This window comes from uncultured Rhodoblastus sp., assembly GCF_903903185.1.
Taxonomy (GTDB): Bacteria; Pseudomonadota; Alphaproteobacteria; order Rhizobiales; family Beijerinckiaceae; genus Rhodoblastus.
On sequence record NZ_CAIUXT010000222.1, the window covers coordinates 38,052 to 57,536 of the forward strand.

The 19,485-nt window shown below is 61.2% G+C and carries 17 protein-coding genes and 1 pseudogene; 6 read left to right on the forward strand and 12 right to left on the reverse strand.

Annotated features, from left to right (window positions below; all coding sequences use genetic code 11):
• Positions 1-39: 39 nt before the first annotated feature.
• From QZY01_RS19710 to QZY01_RS19730, 5 genes and pseudogenes are all read right to left on the reverse strand, one after another.
• Positions 40-331, reverse strand: a pseudogene (locus QZY01_RS19710) (GIY-YIG nuclease family protein).
• A gap of 114 nt (positions 332-445) precedes the next feature.
• The gene (locus QZY01_RS19715) at positions 446-649 is read right to left on the reverse strand and encodes a type II toxin-antitoxin system prevent-host-death family antitoxin (protein ID WP_294540589.1); all 204 of its coding nucleotides are present in this window, start codon (positions 647-649) and stop codon (positions 446-448) included.
• A gap of 4 nt (positions 650-653) precedes the next feature.
• A complete protein-coding gene (locus QZY01_RS19720; RefSeq protein WP_294540591.1) occupies positions 654-1,226 on the reverse strand; it encodes a YbhB/YbcL family Raf kinase inhibitor-like protein in 573 nt (190 codons plus the stop codon).
• A gap of 265 nt (positions 1,227-1,491) precedes the next feature.
• On the reverse strand, positions 1,492-3,252 hold the full coding sequence (locus QZY01_RS19725) for an oleate hydratase (RefSeq protein ID WP_294540593.1): 1,761 nt from the start codon (positions 3,250-3,252) through the stop codon (positions 1,492-1,494).
• A 139-nt stretch (positions 3,253-3,391) separates the two neighbouring features.
• Positions 3,392-3,787 carry a transposase gene (locus tag QZY01_RS19730; RefSeq protein WP_342394917.1) on the reverse strand — a complete coding sequence of 132 codons (396 nt, stop codon included), beginning with the start codon at positions 3,785-3,787 and terminating at the stop codon, positions 3,392-3,394.
• Positions 3,788-3,981: 194 nt separating this feature from the next.
• Between QZY01_RS19730 and QZY01_RS19735 the strand changes: the two genes are divergently transcribed.
• The 4 genes from QZY01_RS19735 to QZY01_RS19750 all read left to right on the forward strand — a co-directional run bounded on the left by QZY01_RS19735 (position 3,982) and on the right by QZY01_RS19750 (position 7,634).
• Entirely contained in the window at positions 3,982-4,275 is a 294-nt protein-coding gene (locus tag QZY01_RS19735; protein WP_294540597.1) for a DUF2282 domain-containing protein, read from the forward strand.
• 252 nt (positions 4,276-4,527) lie between these two features.
• Positions 4,528-5,040: a DoxX family protein gene (locus QZY01_RS19740; RefSeq protein ID WP_294540599.1), complete on the forward strand. Its 513-nt coding sequence runs from the start codon at positions 4,528-4,530 to the stop codon at positions 5,038-5,040.
• Positions 5,041-5,498: 458 nt separating this feature from the next.
• Positions 5,499-6,578: a protease SohB gene (sohB, locus tag QZY01_RS19745; protein WP_294540601.1), complete on the forward strand. Its 1,080-nt coding sequence runs from the start codon at positions 5,499-5,501 to the stop codon at positions 6,576-6,578.
• A gap of 276 nt (positions 6,579-6,854) precedes the next feature.
• Positions 6,855-7,634, forward strand: a complete 780-nt coding sequence (locus QZY01_RS19750) for a DUF4239 domain-containing protein (protein WP_294540604.1) — start codon at positions 6,855-6,857, stop codon at positions 7,632-7,634.
• A gap of 113 nt (positions 7,635-7,747) precedes the next feature.
• Here QZY01_RS19750 and QZY01_RS19755 read toward each other — a convergent pair whose 3' ends face one another.
• The 7 genes from QZY01_RS19755 to QZY01_RS19785 all read right to left on the reverse strand — a co-directional run bounded on the left by QZY01_RS19755 (position 7,748) and on the right by QZY01_RS19785 (position 15,795).
• The gene (locus tag QZY01_RS19755) at positions 7,748-8,200 is read right to left on the reverse strand and encodes a cyclic nucleotide-binding domain-containing protein (RefSeq protein ID WP_294540606.1); all 453 of its coding nucleotides are present in this window, start codon (positions 8,198-8,200) and stop codon (positions 7,748-7,750) included.
• 124 nt (positions 8,201-8,324) lie between these two features.
• On the reverse strand, positions 8,325-10,796 hold the full coding sequence (locus tag QZY01_RS19760; RefSeq protein WP_294540608.1) for a SpoIIE family protein phosphatase: 2,472 nt from the start codon (positions 10,794-10,796) through the stop codon (positions 8,325-8,327).
• The gene (locus tag QZY01_RS19765) at positions 10,789-11,199 is read right to left on the reverse strand and encodes an ATP-binding protein (RefSeq protein ID WP_294540610.1); all 411 of its coding nucleotides are present in this window, start codon (positions 11,197-11,199) and stop codon (positions 10,789-10,791) included. Before QZY01_RS19765 ends, QZY01_RS19760 begins: the two co-directional genes overlap by 8 nt.
• 27 nt (positions 11,200-11,226) lie before the next feature.
• Positions 11,227-11,553, reverse strand: a complete 327-nt coding sequence (locus QZY01_RS19770; protein ID WP_294540612.1) for an STAS domain-containing protein — start codon at positions 11,551-11,553, stop codon at positions 11,227-11,229.
• 76 nt (positions 11,554-11,629) lie between these two features.
• Positions 11,630-13,819 carry an alpha-amylase family glycosyl hydrolase gene (locus QZY01_RS19775; protein WP_294540614.1) on the reverse strand — a complete coding sequence of 730 codons (2,190 nt, stop codon included), beginning with the start codon at positions 13,817-13,819 and terminating at the stop codon, positions 11,630-11,632.
• A gap of 3 nt (positions 13,820-13,822) precedes the next feature.
• The gene (locus QZY01_RS19780) at positions 13,823-14,155 is read right to left on the reverse strand and encodes an STAS domain-containing protein (RefSeq protein WP_294540616.1); all 333 of its coding nucleotides are present in this window, start codon (positions 14,153-14,155) and stop codon (positions 13,823-13,825) included.
• Positions 14,152-15,795 (reverse strand): AGE family epimerase/isomerase, encoded by a 1,644-nt coding sequence (locus QZY01_RS19785; RefSeq protein ID WP_294540618.1) that lies wholly within the window; start codon positions 15,793-15,795, stop codon positions 14,152-14,154. The genes QZY01_RS19780 and QZY01_RS19785 overlap by 4 nt, the downstream gene beginning before the upstream one ends.
• A 1,097-nt stretch (positions 15,796-16,892) precedes the next feature.
• Here QZY01_RS19785 and QZY01_RS19790 point away from each other — a divergent pair.
• Together QZY01_RS19790 and QZY01_RS19795 are read left to right on the forward strand one after the other, a co-directional pair.
• The gene (locus tag QZY01_RS19790; protein ID WP_294540620.1) at positions 16,893-17,726 is read left to right on the forward strand and encodes a type 1 glutamine amidotransferase domain-containing protein; all 834 of its coding nucleotides are present in this window, start codon (positions 16,893-16,895) and stop codon (positions 17,724-17,726) included.
• On the forward strand, positions 17,657-19,480 hold the full coding sequence (locus tag QZY01_RS19795) for a thiamine pyrophosphate-binding protein (RefSeq protein WP_294540622.1): 1,824 nt from the start codon (positions 17,657-17,659) through the stop codon (positions 19,478-19,480). The genes QZY01_RS19790 and QZY01_RS19795 overlap by 70 nt, the downstream gene beginning before the upstream one ends.
• The last annotated feature ends 5 nt before the right edge of the window (positions 19,481-19,485 follow it).

Consider the following 19,485-nt stretch of genomic DNA (forward strand, 5'->3'; position numbering starts at 1 on the left):
GTCATTGCGAGCGCATCGAAGCAATCCAGAACACCAAGGTCAATTGTTCAGGGTCTCATAGAGGTCCATCCAATTGGGGTTCATCGATTCGATCAGGAAGAGCTTCTTCTTTGCGGCTACCTGCCTTAATCTGTTTTTCGCGGGCGATAGCGTCGGCGATGGCGTCATAATATTCATAATCGACAAGCAGGGCGCAGCCGTAGCGTTTGTTGAATCCTTCGGTCAAGCCCTGCTTGTGCTTGAATATTCGCCGGGACAAGTCCGATGTGACGCCTGTGTAGAGGGCGGCGTTCCGGCGATTTGCGAGAATGTAGATGGCGGCCTGACGCATGTCGGCTCGGAAGGAATCCTTGGCCTTAATCTGGATTGCTTCGCTGTCGCTCGCAATGACAGCCCTAAGGTAACGCTAAAACCCCGCGGCTGGCGCTACTCATCCTGGACTGTTTCAGCGTCCCTCGCCCTTGTCGAGTAATGCGATCGCGTCGCGCAGGCGCTCGGCGCCTTTTGGGCTGGCGAGCAGGTAGCGCGTTTCCTCGAACGAGGCGTAATCTTCAGGAGACATCAGCACCGCCGCAGGCTTGCCCCGGTCGCGCGTGATGATGACCGGCTCATGATCGGCGTTCACCACGGCGACGGCCCGCGCCTGCAACCATCTAACGCTGCTCGAAGGTTCCGATCAGGGCGCCATGGGCAAGGATATTGGCGGCATTGGCCGCCAGAATGCCTTCCAGCTTTTCCGAACGGCCGCTTTTGGGCGGTTCCGACAGCGCCATCAGGTGGAAAAAATAGCGGTGCGGGCCGTGGCCGGGCACCGCGCGCGGTCCCCGATAGCCGCTGGGCCCAAATGTATTGCGGCCATAGGGCGCGCCGGGTCCGGCTTCGGCCAGTTCTCCGGGTTCGAGCGAACGCCGTTCCGCCGGGATGCCGAGGGCGATCAGATGGACGAAAGGTCGCGGCAGTGGCGCGTCGGGGTCCTGGACAACGAGCAGATATCCCTTTGTTCCGGGTGGGACTCCGGTCCATTCGAGCGGCGGCGAGATGTTGTCGCCGAGGCCCTGCCCGGCCGCCTTCAGTGGGATGGGATCGCCCGGCGCAAACCATGGGCTGCGCAGGACAAGCGTCGCGGGCAGGCTCTTCAAGGCCGGATGATTGACCGTCAGATGGCCGTCCCCGGCGCGGACGCCGGCCAACAGACCGCCAAGGAATCGCGTGATCTGCGCTTTCATGCATGTCTCCAACGGCGAAGGCGCCCCGCACAACGCCGATAGCGTGACTGTCGCCCGCACGGGCGCTGCGGATTACGGCCAAGCTCGAACGATGCCCCGTTTACAACAAATGGCCGATGACGGCACGGGAATTCCGGGACTGGAAACGAATGGCGCCTGTCTCCCGCAACATCATGGAATCCGTCATGGTCAAGCCATTCGATCCGGCCCACGAATGCGCAAGTGCTTGCCGTCATGCCGAGCCATTCTGGCGGGCGCCGTCCCCTCAATCGGAAAAAAGCCCCAGCCCACGCAACAGATCGCCAACCACGGTCTTGTCAATCCGGTTCCCGACGAAATTGCGGATGACCGCGGGAACGGGATAGGGCTTGCCGTCGCGCAGCAGGGACGCAGCAGCGAGCAGTTTTCGCAGATCATAGGTCGAGTTGAACACTTCCGGCACGCCGCGTTCGACGTTCAGCAGGGTATAGACCGCCTCCATCGGCGTGCGGACCGAATATTCGGTGGTGAAAATGCAGTCGCGTTCCGCCGATTCGGCGAACTGGCCGATGAAGGCGAAATTGACCGCGCCGGCCGGGACCACGTCCGGCCGGTCGCCGGCCTGACGCGGCATGAAAAACGCCGTGACATAGGGCATCATGCAGGGGACCGTTCGCGCGCCCGTCGCCGCCAGTTCGGGAATTTTTTCGACCGGCGCGCCGAGGTGATAGAGCCATTCCTGTGTGATCTCCTCGCCCGTGCAGTCCTGCATCGGCTTTTTCACATAATCGCCGGGCCGGTCCACAAACAGCCCATAGACCCAGGAGACGATCTGGTCCTTCGGCTGCGCCTTGAAATGCGGCTGGCGGTTGACGGTCCAACTCAACAGCCAGCTTGAATCCTTCGCGGTGACGATGCCGCCGGAAACCACCTTGCCGCTGAACGGATCGCGTTTGGTGATTTTCCGGATCAATTCAGGAATCCGCGCGTCGAGCGTGGTGACGGTGGCGGATTCCCATTTGGTTTGCGGAATATTTGCCCCGAAAACGTCGGGCCGGCCGAAAGCGGGGTCCCTGGCCGCGATGCGCCGCCATAAATCCCAGGCCGGCGCCGGTCCCTCATCGAGCCGGGCGGGCGTGTGGTGGTCGCCGCAATCGGAATTTTCCGTCAGCGAACCGATGGTGAGAAACACCAGATCGTCGGGGCCGAGATCGACCCCGCCGGCTTGCCCGTCGCGCAGCCAGTGGATGCGGGTCGCCTGCTTGCGTCCGGGCATTATGTCAAAATCGACATCGGTGACTTCGACGCCGAAGTCGAAGCGCACGCCCTTTTCCTCCAACCATTTGCGCAAAGGCAGGACCAAGGATTCATATTGATTGTAGCGGGTGAATTTCAGCGTCGAGAAATCGGGCATCCCGCCGATATGATGGATGAAGCGGTGCAGATAGAGCTTCATCTCCAGAGCGGAGTGCCATTCTTCGAAGGCGAACATGGTCCGCCAATAGAGCCAGAAATTGCTGGCGAAGAAATCCAGCCCGAAAACTTCGTCGATGCGCTTGTTTTCCATCGACTTGCGCGAGGAGAGAAACAATTTGGTCAGTTCGCGGCTGGCCTTGCCGTTCAGCGTGAACATTCCGTCGGTATGGGCGTCCTCGCCCCGGTTGACGGTGGCGCGCTGCAACGAAAAATTGGGATCGTCCTTGTTGAGCCAGTAAAATTCATCGAGAACGCTGGCGCCGTCGATTTCGAGCGAAGGAATTGAGCGGAACAGGTCCCACAGGCATTCAAAACGGTCCTCCATCTCGCGCCCGCCGCGGATGACGAAGCCTTTTTCGCGGTCCTCGATTCCGTCCAGCGCGCCGCCCGGAAGGCCGAGCCGTTCGACAATCGTAATCTTGTCGCCCGGCATCTGGGCGTCGCGGATCAGGAACGCCGCGCCCGCCAGCGCGGCGAGCCCCGAACCGACGAACCACGCGCTCTTGTTTTCGACGCCGTCGGGTTTTCGGGGGCGGGCGAAGGCCTCGTAATTGCCGCTGGCGTAATGCATGGCGAGGTCCCTCTGTGAACGCTCCACCGCCTGAAGGCGGTCGCTTCGGGTTACGGCTGAAAGCCGGATCGAACAGCCCTCTGGGCCGATAAGCTACACGATCTTGAACCGATTATCCGGCGGCTCCGGCCTTTGGTCCTCAATATATTTTTTCCAGACTTCGTCGGTCACATTGCCGCTTGTCGGAACCCGGTAGCCCGCGCCCACAGGCGGCTGTCCCAGTAGCGTTTGCGAAGGGCTTGATATTCCGACAAAAGCCTTTGAGAGCTTTCCCCCTCAACGACTGCACGGGCCGAGAAACCGAAAGCTGAAGAGGAATGGAGATCAGCCTATCCAGGTGGTGGCGATGGGTCGCTCGGGCATGGTTCGTCATTTCATTCGTCCGGGCGATTTCTCGCAGCACTTCACGCGCACGCTCGCCCACGTCCCTAACCCACATTGGATACCGATTCGCGTGAACCGGACAATGTGGCGCTTGCAGTCCCATAAAGTGTGAATGCCACGCTTGTCGTCCAGCATTCAGCCAGGATCGCATCCCGGTCGCCTGAAGGCGAGGGATTTACGGTTCCGCTATCGGGGACTTTAAACCAGCTTTTCAACATGTTGGCATCTATATCCGCCGATCGCGGGGTCTCGATCGAACATTCCGCAAGAATTTTTTCGGGCCGATGTAACATTGCCCGGACCATAGACGAAATGACCTGTACAATACACTTTCTGGAGTATCCCATGTCAAAATTCAAGAATTCCCGCGATCTCGTGCTTGCCGGTTCGCTGATGGCCGCGATGGCCTCCTTCGCCTCCAGCATCCCGGCCAGCGCCGACGAGCCCAAGAACGAAAAATGCTTCGGCGTCGCCGTCAAGGGCATGAATAATTGCGCCGCAGGCGCCGGAACCACCTGCGCCGGAACCTCGACGGTCGATTATCAGGGTAATGCCTGGATTTTCGTGCCAAAGGGCAAATGCACGACGATGAAGACCCCGGACGGCCGCCCCGGATCGCTGACGCCCAGCAAGTCCTGATTTCGCGCGGTTTCTGAACGGGGATTCTTCCGCTGCGGGCGATTCGAAGGCGGAAAAGCCGGTCGTCGGCTTTTTTCGAAATCCATTGCGAAAACCACATGGGCTCCGGCGCTCCCTTGCATCGCCGACTCTCCGCCCCAAGGCGCGGCGATCCCCTTGCATGCTTTCCGTCTGTCGCCGGGAACGCCGGATAAACGCAACGCGTCCAGCGCGATTCCTTAATTCACCTGAAACGAGAAGCGGAAGCAAACCATGACCCATATCGCTGATGATTTTGCCGCGCCGACCCAGATTGGCGCCAATCTCGAAAAACTGCGGTTCTGGGGCGCGGCCCTTTCCCAACTGCTGTTGCGGATTGCGATCGCCGTGCCGTTTTTCAGGTCCGGTCTGACCAAATGGGACGGCTTTCTGCGGCTTAACGAATCGACGGACACGCTGTTCGCCGAGGAATTCAAATTGCATCTTTTTGGCGCGGAATATGCGTATCCCGCCCCGCACGTGATGGCGTTGATCTCCGGTTCGCTGGAGATCGCCATGCCCATCCTGCTGGTGCTGGGATTGGGGACGCGGCTTGCGGCGCTCGTCATCATCGGCATGACGGCCGTGATCCAGCTCACCGTGCCAGAAGGCTGGGCCAATTTTCATCTTCTGTGGGCGGCGACCGCTTTGGCCATCGTCGTCCACGGCCCCGGCGCGATCTCGCTCGACGCCGCGATCTGGCGCTTTTTTGGCCGCGCCCATTCCGAGCGCTTCCTCAAATCCTGAAGCTCGGCGCCGCGCCCGGCTGAGGCGAAGCTCCGTCAGGTCTCGCCCATTCGCCGTCCAGAATATTTTTCCTGGCCTGAACGAGGAATGCTTGCCGGCCCATGACCCTTATTGTCGCCTCGGTGACAAAAACGCTCGATGTCCTCTCGACACTGCCGGAGCGCGTTGGTGAATGGCGCGTCGAAATGTAAGTCGGCGCATGGACCCGGCGCGGAAAAGTCAAGCGCCCATCGCGGATTTTGGCGCTGACCGACCTTGACGCCCTTCCGAAATGCGCGGGCCATTGAAGGCCGGGCATATAGCCCCTCGATAGCGCGCCATCGCGGCCGCGCGCCGCGCGCCGCGCATCGTCGAGGTTCCGATTCCCGGCCAATCCGCTCGCGACGCCGCGGCTTGCATTGCGCCGGCGACCGTGGAAAGAGGCGGGTCGGACCGATCGCGCTCAAGGACCTCTTGTTATGGCCTTCTGGTTGGACATCGCCGCTTTTGCCCTGAAAGCCCTTGTCATCGTTGCGGCGCTCGGCGCCTTCGCGGCGCTCGTCGCGCGCCTGACGCGCCCTGACGCAAGGCGCGTCCGGCGGGAAATCGAGGTCCGCTCGCTCAACGAGCGCTATGACCAGATGCGCGACGCGCTGCTCGACGCGGAAATCCTCGACGGCAAGGAGCGCCGGTCGCTCGCCAGGGCCCGCAAGCGTGAAGCCAAGAACTTGGCCAAGAACTTGGCCAAGAACTTGGCGAAATCGCGCGGGGCGGCCCCGGCTGGCAAGCGCATCTATGTGCTCGGCTTCAAGGGCGATCCGATGGCCTCGTCCGTCGAGCGGCTGGCCCGGGAGATCGACGCCGTGCTCACCGTCGCCCGGCCGGAGACGGACGAGATCGTGTTGCGCCTGCAAAGCCCCGGCGGCACGGTGACCGGCTACGGTCTCGCCGCCGCCGAAATCTCGCGTCTTCGCTATGCCAAAATCAGGGTCACGGTCTCCGTCGATCAGGTGGCGGCGAGCGGCGGCTACATGATGGCCTGCGCGGCCGACAAAATTGTCGCCGCGCCCTTCGCGCTGATCGGTTCGATCGGCGTGGTGGCGCAGGTCCCGAACCTCCATCGCCTGCTCAAGAAAAACGACATCGACTTCGAAGAACTTACGGCCGGCGAATTCAAGCGCTCGGTCTCGATGCTCGGCGAGATCACGCCGGCCGGACGCGAGCATTTTCGCGGCAAGATCGAGGAAACGCACCTTGCCTTCAAGAGCTTCGTCGCCGAGCGCCGCCCGGCCGCCGACCTCGCCAAAGTCGCCAACGGCGACGTGTGGCTGGCGAGCGAGGCCATGAGCCTCGGTCTGGTGGACGCCTTGTCGACCGGCGACGATCTGCTCTTCCGCCTGAAGGACGAGGCGCGCCTGTTCGAAGTCACGATCACGGCGCGCAAGACGCTCCTGCAACACCTGCTCGGCGGCCTCGGTTTCGAGGCGGCCTCGCCGCTTGCGCCTCTCGCACCGCTTGCCGCGATCGCCAAAGCATTCGGCGCGGTTCGCAGGGATTGACCGCGACGCGAGGCCTATCCAATCGCGCTCCACCAGCTTGCAACTCGTCGCGGCCTGAAATAGCGCGCCCGCGGCGCTATGCTCCCCGGCGCGGACAAGCGACCGAGCGAAACGATCGCCGGCGGCAGGCTTCGCGCCACAATCGGCGATCTGGCGTGGACTTGGCTTGACGCGCCCGGCTCCTGCGGGAATATTCAGTCATCGGCGGCTATTCCATTGGGGCCTGCGTTCAGCGGGGATTCCGGAAGCCGAGCGTCGCTGTCGGGGGAAGTCTGATTGTCGCACATTCTGGCGCTGCTTCCCCTTTGGCAGTTGATGTTGGCCATCGTCGTCCTCCCGACGGCCGTCGCGCTCGTTGTCCAGGTGATTGTCCGGCGCCGGATCGGCTTCGAACGGCTTGAACTCAACAACGAGGTCGCAGGCTTCATGTTTGCCGCCATCGGGGTCGTCTATGCCGTGCTGCTGGCGTTTGTGGTGATCGCGGTCTGGGACAAATTCAGCGAGGGGCAAACCACGGTCGCGCACGAATCCGCCGCGGCCGCCGCGTTGTTTCGCTACGCCGAGGGCGCGGAACCCGAGGCCGCAAAGTTCCACGCCCGCCTCGTCGATTATCTCAAGCTCGCGATCGAGCGCGATTGGCATGCAATGAAGACCGATTCGGAAGACGGCGAAACGACTCACGCTCTGGATGCGCTTTATCGCGCGGCCATGGCGCTGAATCGCACGGGCGCGCGCGGCATCGCCGACATGACGGCGGTCTTCACCCAGCTCGACAATCTGACTTTGGCCCGCCGGGTGCGCCTTCACCTGTCGACCGGCCTCGTGCCGGACGTCATCTGGTTCGCGCTGTTCGCGGGCGCCGGCCTCACCGTGCTGTTCTCGCTGTTTTTCGGCAATCCCAACGAGTTGACGCAGCTGGCGATGACGGCGATCCTGTCGATTGTTCTCACGTCGGGCCTCGTCGTCATCATTTCATTGGACCACCCGTTCAGCGGCCCGGTCCATATAGCGCCGGAATCGATCGAACACGTGCTCGCCAACGCGACGGAAAGATAGCGATTCGGCTGCCGCCGACGTTTATCCAGCGGCGCGAGACGCCATTGACGCTAAATGATTGCGGATCGCGTTCATGCCGGCGGCGGGCGGCGTGACGACGTCGAACCGGCGGATCAGAACATCATCTTCCACAGGTCGGCTGCGTCGGATGCAATGTTCGACGACGCAACGGATTTTCGCCAGTCGCCAACGATCCCGCGAATTCCGCGCCGGCCGGAACTCTGGCTCTCCATCAATTCGTTCATCCGGCGGAGCCGCCTGACCAGCGCCTTCATGAAGGTCGCGCAGAAGTCCTGATGTTCATCGATCGATTTGATGAACTCGTCATATTTGATAGCGAGGCATTCCACGTCGGTCGCCGCCTTGACGGTCGCCGATCGCGGTCCCGGCTCGATCAGGCACATTTCGCCAAACACCTCGCCCGCGTTCAACACGCCAAGGACCTTGGCCCTGCCGCCCTGACCGATCGAGACCTCGACGGATCCGGTCACAATGGAAAAAGCCGTGTCGCCCTCCTCGCCCTGGGCGATGATGGTTTCTCCGGCTTTGAACGCAACGGTCTGCATGATGGCCTCCGTGGACCCGCGACACAATAATTGAAGGCCAAGCTTGTGCCTTTTTCGCGAGCGTCGCAACAGGGTCGCGCCGGCGCGCTTTTCTTCCGACGCTCGACGGGCGACAGCCCCCCGTTCACTTTCGCAGGACGGCAAGCACCGCAATGTCATCGGACTGTGGAGCGCCGGACGCAAAGGCTTTGACGGAAGCAAAAATCGCCGCGACCGTGTCTTCGACCGGGCAGCCTTTCAGCCCCGCCAGAGTTTCCTGCAGGCGACCCTCCGAATATAATTCCCGGCTGGGATTCATCGCTTCGGTCACGCCATCGGTGTAGATGACGATCGTCGCGCCGGGATCAAGGACGACCGAAGCGTCAAGGTAGGGGGTCTCTGGGTCCACGCCGAGCACCATGCCGTCGGGCAGAGGCAGGAAGCGGCAGTCGCCTTCGGCGGTCAGGATCACCGGCGGATTATGTCCGGCGTTGGAGAAGGCCAAGGCGCCGGTGCGAAGGTCGAGAATGCCAATGAAAAGGGTCACGAACATGGCGTTGTCGTTGCCCTCCGACAAACTCACGTTGACCTGGCTCAGGATGCCGGCCGGCGTAATGCCCGACTGCATGCTCGCGCGTTTCATCAGCGTCATCGTCATGGCCATGATCAGCGCGGCCGGGACGCCCTTGTCGGACACATCGCCGATATAAAAGCAAAGGCGGAAGTCATCCAGAAGCGCGAAATCGTAAAGGTCTCCGCCGACCTCCCTTGCCGGCTTGATCTGTGCATAAAGCGAAAATTCCTTCCTGTTCGGAAAGGCGGGAAAAATCTTCTTTAGGAAGCTCATCTGGATGCCACGAGCGACCTGCAACTCGCTTTCGAAACGCTCCTTCTCGGCGGTGACGTCCCTGAGATTCTTGATGTAAGCCTTGACGTCGCCGGCCATCTTGTTGAAGGCGCCGGCCAGTTCTCCGATCTCGTCGCGGGTCTCGACCTTGACGCGGTAGTCGAGGTCCCCGCCGCCTATGCGCCTCACGCCGGCGTCCAGCGCTACGATCGGTTCGGTGATCCCTTTCGAGATTCTGGTGGCGGCGTAGGCAACCAGGGCGGTCAAGGCGGCAAACAGGCCCAGGACCAACTGCAACACCGCGACCAGCCTTTTGTGGATATCTTCGGCAAGCTGGGTAATCTCGCGTTCAGGCATGGATACGCCAATACTCCACGTTGTTTCTCCACGTTCCGTGCGAACGGCGCGGATGGGGGCGAAAGCCACATAGGTGGCGTTATCGGGGTCGTACTCGACGCCGGTCTCGCCCGAGACCATCTTCAATCGGATATGGCCGTTGGCTTTCGGGACGAACGTCTCCGCGTTTTCCTGATCGACGAGTTCACCAACCCCGTTGAGCAAAAATGCGTCGCCCCTGAACTCATCCGGGGTCCGGATAACGTTTTCGCCGACGGTTTCCATGGTGATGTCCAAACCGACAACGCCAGCCAGATTTCCTTGCGCATCGAGCACGGCCTTTGAACAGGTCAGGATGTCCACGTGGTAGACATTCAGCCTGTCGTTGTCCTTTCTTATTTCGTAACTATTTCCATTCTCGTCCTGGAGCAGCCACCTCGCGCCCGGCTCTTTCGAAATGGGGTCGTTAACGGTCAGGACAATCTGCCGATTGCGGAACGCCGCCGCAAGGGCGGGCGAAACCTTTTCGGTTATCTGCTCCTTGAACTCCTCTGCGATCATGAACAACGGCTTTCCCCCAGCCGCGTAGTGGTCCCAACCGGGGTGTTTTGACCAGAAGATCGTTTTTTGGTTGACCGCGCCGATGTACCAGGGCCTGATTGTCGGGTCGTATTCCTGTTTAACGAGCAGCCGCGCGTCGTCGCGCCGGACGGAGAATATCTGTTTGTTCCGATTGTCTTGTATCGCCCAAAGCTTGCCCGGCTCAGTGGTCGAAGCCACGGCATCGGGGGAAAGCGACACGCCGCTTGCCGTCAATGCGCTCCACAACGGCTCGGCAATCTCGCCAGCCTGATTCAACGACTGCGCAAAAGATGCGTCCAGGGTGAATTCAGTAAAACCCAGCTTGTCCTCGTCGGGTTCAGGATATCGCCGGAGAACGCCGGACTTCGTTCCGTAGAAGATACTGTCCAGCAACGAATCATTTTGCTTAACAAAGGCAAAAAGCTTATCCAATTTGGCGGTCAGCATCAATTCGGGTTTTGCTTCAGCCAACGTAAGCCGGGGTGACACCAAGGACGACCCGACTACCGGATCGCGCAGCAGCCTGACGGGCGCGGTGTCCAGCGCCGCGGGATTTTGCAGGACCGTCTCGGTGAAAAACGCCACCGTCCGCGTCTGCCTTTCAATTTTGTCGAGGATATTATTGGCTTTCTCTGCTTGCCGTATCGCCACCCTGCGGAGATCCTTCTCGGCTTCCCGGACCAGCCGCGATTTGACGTATTTCTCCACTTCAAGCATGCGAACACGGTTGATCGTGACCGCAATGATCAGCGGAAGCAAGGACAGCGTCAGTAGCGCCAGCAGAATTTTGGTCTTGATGGATCGACGTTTCTGCGTCGTCGGCGCGGGCGGGGCCGGCGTGAATTCATTCATGAACTGCCCTGACCTCGAAGATATTGAGATTGCTGCCGTCTTCGCGCCGATAGTCGAAGCGGTCAACGCCGTGTATGGCGAGATAAATTCCCAGCCCGCCGATCTTGCGGTCTTCGAGCGGCCTTGCGAGATCCTCCGCTTCAGGCAATTGCATCGTGCGCGGATCGAACGGCGGCGATTGATCTTTCAAAGTGATGACCAGCGCATCGCCCCTCGTTTCGGCGCCGATGGAAAGGACAGCCCCCTCGCCGGCGTCCTTGTAGCCGTACAGGATGATGTTGGTGGCGATTTCATCGACCGCCAGTTGCAATTGATAGGTTCGAGACTCGTCGATTCCCGCGCCGTCGGCAGCCTCCTTGACGAAGCCGCGGATGTCCGCGAGTGACTCCAGATCTGCCGGCATCGAGCGCGTCGCCATGGCGCGGGGACGCTATTCGAGCGGCTTGTAAGTGTCTTGCAAGATGACGCTGCGGTGGAATCCGCTCATCGTCAGCGTGTTCAGCACCGGTCCCTGGCTGCCGATCACATAGAGCGATACGCCCGAGCCCATCTTCTGCTTGGCGAAGATCAGCACCCGCAAGCCCGCGCTGGCCATGAAATGAAGCTCGCCGACGACGAATACGAGCCGTTTGGGCTTCGCCTCGGCCACTTTCTCGACGGCCTCCTTGAGCTTTGGCGCGGCTGCCGCGTCCAGCTCTCCCGACAATTGGATAATCGCCTCGTCGGCGCCCTGCGTGACGGAAATGTCTAACCCCATGTCCGGTTCCTTTTCGTATTTTCGCCTGTTACAGATCGAGCGCCGCAACGCGGTCTCAAGATGACCGCTTGCGGCGCTATTGGGCCTCGGATCGGCCCACCAGGATCACGACCGAACGGCCGCCTGTCAGGCAGACGTTCTGGTCGGCGAGTTCGGGCTCAGCGCCGGCGTCGAAAGCATCCTCCGGCGCCGGCATGCCGGTGTTGGCGAAAATGCGCCATCGGAATCCGTCGGGCAATCGCGGCAGTTCGAACGGCAACGCATCCCAATGCATGTTCAGCGCGACATAGATGAAATCGTCGGGGGCCGTCCCGCCTTTGGCGTAATAGCCATTCAGCATGAAGGCGATCGCCCTGCCGCCCCAGTCCGGCCGCCAGGCCTGGACGCCGTGCCATGAAATATCGCTGTATCCGCGGCCCGCGGGATCGGAGTAATGAAAAAAGTCCCGGCTTCGAAGGACGGGGTGGGCCAGGCGGAAGGCGATCATCTTGCGGACGAAGCGATGGAAATCGCGATGGGTTTCCCGCAGCGTCCAGTCCAGCCAGTTGATCTCCGCATCGAGCCCATAGGTGTTATTGTTGCCGAACTTGCTCTGAGCGAATTCGTCGCCCATCAGGATCATCGGCACGCCCTGGCTGACCAGCAGCATGGCGATGGCGTTCTTCATCTGGCGCTGCCGCAGGGCCAGTATGGAGGGGTCGTCGGTCGGGCCTTCCCATCCGCAGTTCCAGCTGGCGTTGTCGTTGGCGCCGTCGCGATTGTCCTCGAGATTGGCCTCGTTGTGCTTGCCATTGTAGGAAACCAGGTCGGCCAGATTGAACCCGTCATGGCAGGTGACGAAATTGATCGAGGCCGTCGGTCCTCGTCCCTGGTAAAGCTGCGGCGAACCGAGGATCGCCTGGCTCATGGCGCCGGTCTCGCCGGGGTCGCCCTTCAGGAACTGGCGGATGGCGTCGCGATACTTGCCGTTCCATTCGGCCCATCGACCGTAAGCCGGGAACGAGCCGACCTGATAGAGGCCCCCGGCGTCCCATGCTTCGGCGATGAGTTTGCACTTTCCAAGGATCGGGTCGAAGGCCAGCGATTCGAGCAGAGGCGGGTTGGCCATCGGCCCCCCCCATGGATCGCGGCTCAGGATGGAGGCGAGGTCGAAACGAAAACCGTCGATGTGGAACTGCGACGCCCAGTAGCGCAGCGCGTCGATGACCATGTCGCGCACGATCGGATTGTTGCAGTTGAGCGTGTTGCCCGTGCCACTGAAGTTTTGATAATAGCCTTCCGGGGTAAGCATGTAGTAGGTCGAATTGTCGATCCCGCGATAGGAGATCGTGGGCCCGTGCTCGTTGCCCTCGGCGGTGTGGTTGAACACGACGTCGAGGATTACCTCGATGCCGTTCCGATGCAACTCCTTGACGAGGCTTTTCAACTCGTCGGCCACCATGGTGCCGTCGCCCAGCCGGCCTGTCGAGGCGTATCCCGCCTTGGGGCTGAAGAATCCGATGGTGCTGTAGCCCCAATAGTTCATTTTGGACCAGCATTTGCGCTCGTCGTCCCAGCGGCTGTTCTCGAACTCGTCGAACTCGTAGATCGGCATGAGTTCGACGCAGTTGACGCCCAATTCCTTCAGATAGGGAATCTTTTCCCTCATGGCCGAAAAGGTTCCCGCCTCCGCCGCGTCGATTCCGGACGAGGGATGACGGGTGAAGCCGCGCACATGCATCTCGTAAATCACCAGATCCTCGAGCGGAATCTCGAGCGGCCGGTCGCCCTCCCAGTCGTAATCGTCGCTCACGACCCGCGAGCGGTGCGGGAAAGGCGCGTTCCAGTCCGGTGCGCGCCCCCAGACGTCGCGGCCGCCAATGGAGCGGGCGTAGGGGTCGAGCAATACGACCGAGGGGTCGAACCGATGGATGGCCGGTTTGCCGCGCTCGGCGGGGGCCAGACCATTGTCCATGCGAAAGCCGTATTCGATGGCCTCGTCGTCGAGGCCCAGCACCGTCATGTTGAACACATTGCCGATCCGGAATTCCCCCCAGACCGGCTCCTCGGTGAAAGCCTTGGCGAACATGCCGCGGAAGGGAATTTCAACCAGCGGCGTCGCCGCGCCCTTTTCAAAAATCACCAGAACGCAGTAGCTGGCGCTGCGCGAAAACACCGAAAAATTGACGCCGCCCGGCACAAGCGAGGCGCCGAAAGGAAAGGGCTTGCCGGGACGAATCCTGTAGCCCTGGTATTCATGGGTGGGTTGGATATCGATGCCTTGCATGTCTCAGCCCAATTGTGAGATGGCGTCCTGAACGGTCTCGGCGACGATGAAGAACGCCAGGAATCCCGTGGCGGACATGCTCTTGCGGATGTCGTTGTTGACGCCCGTCAGCACGATTTTCGCTTCTTTGGACTTGGCCTGCTGGTAGATCAACAGCATCGACCGCAAGCCGGCGCTGGACATGAAATCGACCTGCGTCATGTTGAGCACCGTCCGCGCCTTCGGCTTCAACAAGGCGAGAACCGCGTCGTGGAATTCGGGCGCGGTCTTGCCGTCGATGAAGCCCACGGGTTCGATAAAAACGACGCCGCCGTCCTCGCTTACGACGATTTTCATCGCGCCGCTCCTGTCGGTTTGAGCAGCACTTTCACCTGCACGCGCTTGTCGGTTTTCGGCAGATGGACGGTCAACCCTTCGGCGTCGAAATCGCCGTAGGGCTCGCCGTCGATCCAGACCTTTTCCAGCCGCACCCTGCCGGGCGGAAGCAGGTCCGGCGCGACCCGCAGGATATTGTCTTTGAATCCTTCCGGAAACGGCTTGAAATAGAGTTCGAGAGGCTGGTTCGTGATGAGCAGGTTGGTATAGACCTGCGCCAGGAAGCACAGTTCGAAAGAATGGTAGCCGCTCATCGAGTGGCTGCCTTTCAGACGCTCGTTGCCCATCATGTAGGGCACGCCGCTGGCCAGCACGTTGAAGTAGACGGCCCCTTCGTCCTGATCGAGGAAGAAGGCGTTGTAGAACGCCGCGGACTCCCGGGCCAACCTCAAATATTCCTCGCCGCCGAGGACGCCATGCATGATGAGATAGGCCAGAATGCCCTGCTCGTTCTGCCACCAGGTCTTGCGGTTGTGAAAGCCGAACCGGTGTTTCTCGTCATTCGGCCCCAGATTGCGCTCCATCGCATCGTACCAGCCGCCGCGCTGCTGGTCGCTGCCGATGGGGGGCATCACCTCGGCGATCTTCCGCGCAAAGCTTTCATATTCCGCTTTTGGCTTTTCGCTGTGCATGCGCGTGATGTTCCACGCGATCTTGAGATTATGGCCGACGATGCCGAGGTTCTGCTGCCACATGTGGGTGTGGTCATGGGTCCAGTCCTCGAAGAACTTTTCATTGACAAAGGGGCTGTTGTCATAGTCTGGGAAATGTTTGGCGATCGTGTCGAACGTATACTCAAGCATCTTCTTGTAACGCTCCTCGCCCGTCGCGAGGTATAAATTGATCAGATAGGCCGGCGCGTGGTCGCCCACCGAATTCCAGTTTTTCTTGCCCCGGTTCGCGCCAAGGGACTCAGCGCGCGGATCGAGCGTGATCGGGTCGAGGTGGGAAAAATATCCGCCGAGTTTGGTGTCGAGGAAGAAACGGTCGAACAATTCGACCGTCAATTCCGCGTCCTCGAGAATCCGCGGATCGCCGGTGATGCGATAGGTCTGGATGGGTCCGGCCAAAGCGTAAATTTGTTCATAGGCCGGGATCGCGTCGAGGTCGTCGCCGAACTCCGACGCAAAGATCTTCGTCTCCCGGCGGCCGGACACGTCCATTCCGTGGTACCAGTAGACGATCTTTTCATCGAGGTCATAGAAGCGCATGTGGTCGCGCAAATATTCCGTGCCCTTTTCCGCCCCCTCAAGGTAGCGATCGTCGCCGGTCAGCAAATAGGCCGACGCAAGACCATACACAAGGCGCGAGATCGTGTCGGTTTCCTGGCGGTAGTTGTCCTGATCCTTTTCGCCCGTGACCTTGATGATGGTGCGATAGTCTTCATAATTGACTTCCTTGCCGCCGAATTGCGCGCGCAGGTAGAAGTCGCCGAGCGCCCGGATCTGGCGAATCCACCAATCCGGCTGCTCAAAGCCATATTCGCCGACATCGGCCCCCAAAAACACCAGGTACTGGGCGACAAAATTGAAGCCGCCGCCCTCGGGGTAGAACGTGCCGTAAACGTAGAGAAAACGCCCCGGCGCAAGCATGCTGCGCATCTGGTCGCCGCACCACTGGCGCGGCTCGTTCAGATTGTTGGCGATCCACGCATAGGTCTTTGGGGAAAACTTGACAGTGTATTCCCGGTTGTCCGAGGTCCTGATCCGAAAGGAGTCAACGTCTTTGTCGTATCCTACCAAATATCCGGCTATGGAGTCCGAAAATGAGAAGTTGATCTTGTCCATCGAATGCCCCGTTTCCTCGCAGTTAAACTAACGTTCTTCAGAAGATTTCCTGTTTCGGGCGCGACACTTCGGCCTCTGCGCGCTTCCACCTGATCTTGCGAATGCGAACGGGGCCGAAGCCCCTTCACCGATACGGGCCGAAATCGAGATCAGGCCGGCATTTTCTCATCGACACGTTCCGCCCAGATGGACCTTGTGGTTCGCGCCGGGGGATTCTGGAATTCACGGTTTCAGGAAACTGCCGAGGGGGTTTTCAGCTGGCGCGGGGATCGCGAGAGCGGTATCGGCGGGCAATGCAGCGGCCCGAATTCCGGCGGCGTCCAGGCACGTTCGGGAACCGCCGCTCTTCCCATCCGACCGCTCGAAGAGACGCCGCCGACGACCGGTCGAAACCCGGAGTTCCCCGGCTCGCGCCGCTCGCAGGACGGAACCGACCAGACGTCTGAACTTCAAACAGTTTGACGCCCCCATCGCACTCCATCCTGGGGCACGCCATCCAGACATGCGGCGCCAGTCCTTGAACGAAAACAATTACCTGGAATTTATTTGCTTGCTGTTGAACGCGAAGCATACCTTCCCGATTTGAAGGGAAAAACGAATTTCCCTGCCTATTTAGGGACAAACGATGAGGAATGAATCCGGGCTTGTCAATCGGAAAATGGCCATGGGGAATGCCTATTAAGTTTATAGGGAATATCGCAATCCATCGTCCTTCGCACTTGCGAAATTGTATTGGTAACGCGTTCGATGGCGAGGCGCGAATGCTCGTTGACAACGATCGGAACCTTCGTTCAATATGACGTTCAAGGTTAGTTATACGTGTGACTTTCGTCATCGGCTGGAGTGGGCCAAGGGGCCGCTTCATTCGGCGAAGCTGAAGGTCGGAGTTTTCGACCTGGGGGAACGTTGACATGGCTTCGACCGGAAAAATCCTCGCCGTTATGTCCGAGTGGGGATATTGGGGCATCGAGCTTGTCGGACCTTTGCTGAAACTCGAAGCCGCCGGCTATGCGTTTGATTTTTTCACCCCGCGCGGCAAGCGCTCGCCCGTCCTGCCGCCGAGCATCGACCCAAGTTACGTCGATCCGCCGCTCGGCGTCTGCGTAACGACACCCGAGGACGCAAGCCTCGTCAAAACCTTCGAGGCGACCAACCGGCTGGACGAAACGAAGAACCTCTCGGCATTGTTCCCCGAACGTCCGTATTTCGCCGCGGACCCCTTCCTGAGAAAGTTCGAAGCCTATTACGAGGCGCGTAGGCAAGCGCAGGCCGAAGCGCTGGCGAAGTACGATGCGATTCTGCTGGTTGGCGGAAGCGGCCCGATCGTCGACGTGGTCAATAACCAGCGGGTGCACGATCTGGTGCTCGGCTTCCATGCGGCCGGCCGTCCGATCGGCGCCATCTGCTACGGGGTCGCGACCCTGGCCTTCGCCCGCGACTTCAACGAGCGCAAGCCGATCATCGCCGGCAAGCACGTCACCGGCCATTGCATCGAATATGATTACCATGATGGCACCGGCTTCGTAGGCACCGACTTCAACATGGGTCCGCCGCCCTACCCGCTGGAATATATTCTCGCCGACGCAGTGGGGCCGACGGGCGCCTACCACGGCAATTTCGGCAAGGGAACGTCGGTGCTCGTCGATTACCCCTTCATTACCGCCCGTTCGCTGCAATGCGCGCACGAGTTCGGCGACCGCTTCGTCGACGTGCTGAAAAACGGTCTCGTCCGGTCCGGCTGGTAGCCGCTGTCGCCTCGCGGACGCGTGGCGGGTTCAAACCACAACGGGGGAACGTCGTGCGGACCGGATATCGCGCAGTGCTCGAGCAACTCGTCGCCGACGGCGTCACCCATGTCTTCGGCAATCCCGGCACCGTCGAGCAGGGTCTGCTCGACGAATTCGGCGACTTCCCCGAAATCAACTACGTCTTGACGCTGCAGGAATCGATCGCGGTGATGGCCGCGGACGCCTATGCGCGCGCCGCCCGCAAGGTCGCGGTGGTCCAGATCCATTCGTCGCCGGGCCTCGGCAATGCGATCGGCGCGCTCTATCAGGCGAAGCGCGGCCATGCGCCGCTGCTGGTGATCGGTGGCGACGCGGGCGTGCGCTACGCCGCGATGGACGCGCAGATGGCCGCGGACCTGGTGGCGATGGCCCGGCCGGTGACGAAATGGGCCACGTATGTGCAGCATCCCTCGTCCATCCTGCGCGTCTTGCGCCGCGCCGCAAAAATCGCCGCGACGCCGCCGATGGGCCCGGTCTATGTCTGCCTGCCCCAGGACATTCTGAGCGGCGAAGCCGTCGAAACCGCCACCGCCGCCAGCCCTCCTTCGACCCGGGTCTCCGCCGATCCGGCGCTGATCGCCGAGGCCGCCGGGAAGCTCGCCTCCGCCGCGCGCCCCGTGCTTTATGTCGGCGACGGCGTCGCGTGGTCGGGCGCCCAGCCGGAAGTCGCGCGGATCGCCACGCTGATCGGCGCCGACGTCTGGGGCGTCGATAATGGCGACGTCAATCTCGCCGCGACCCACCCGATGTGGCGCGGGCAGACGGGCCACATGTTCGGCGAGCACAGCCTGCCGATTTTCAGGAGCGGCGACGTCAACCTGATCGTCGGCACCTATATCGCTCCGGAAGTATTTCCCGAACTCGGCGACGTGTTCGCGGAGGGCGCCTTCGGCATTCACATCGACCTCGACGCCGAGGCCATCGGCAAGAACCATCCCGTGGACATTGGCCTCGCAGCCGATCCCAAAACGACGCTGCAACAACTCGGCGACGCGATCGAGCAGCGGCTGACCGCGGCGGGCCGGTCGGCGGCCGCGGCCCGGGTCAAGGCGTCGGCGGAGGCGCGTTCGCGGGAGCGCGACGCGGCGATCGCCGCCGACGCCGCCCGCGCGGACCAAACCCCGCTTCCCTTCAGCCGTTTCATGAGCGACTTCGCGCGGGCAATGCCTCCCGGCACGCCGATTTTTGACGAAGCCCTGACGAACTCGCCGGCGCTGACGCGATATGCGCCGCCGGTCGATCCCTCCGCCTTCTTCCAGACCCGGGGCGGCTCGCTCGGCAGCGCGCTGTCGGGCGGACTCGGCCTCGCCTGCGCGCGTCCGGGCCAGCCGGTGGTGGCGTTTTCCGGCGACGGCGGCGCCATGTACGTCTTTCAGGCGCTGTGGACCGCGGCGCGCCATCGCCTCGACGTCAAATATGTCATCTGCAACAATCGATCCTATCGATTGCTTCAGGTCAATATTCAGCAATATTGGGCGCAGGCCGGCGTCGCCGATCGGCCCTTCCCGCTGTCTTTCGATCTCTCGAAGCCCGAACTCGATTTCGCCGAGCTTGCCCGCGCCTTGAGCGTGCCTGCCCGGCAGGTGCGGACGCAAGGTGAGATCCTGCCGGCGATCGAAGCCGCCTTCGCGGAGCCCGGCCCCTTTCTGATCGACGTCGTCATCGAAGGCGACGTGCATCCCGAATTGATCGGGTTGCGTTGTGGCCAGTGAACGTC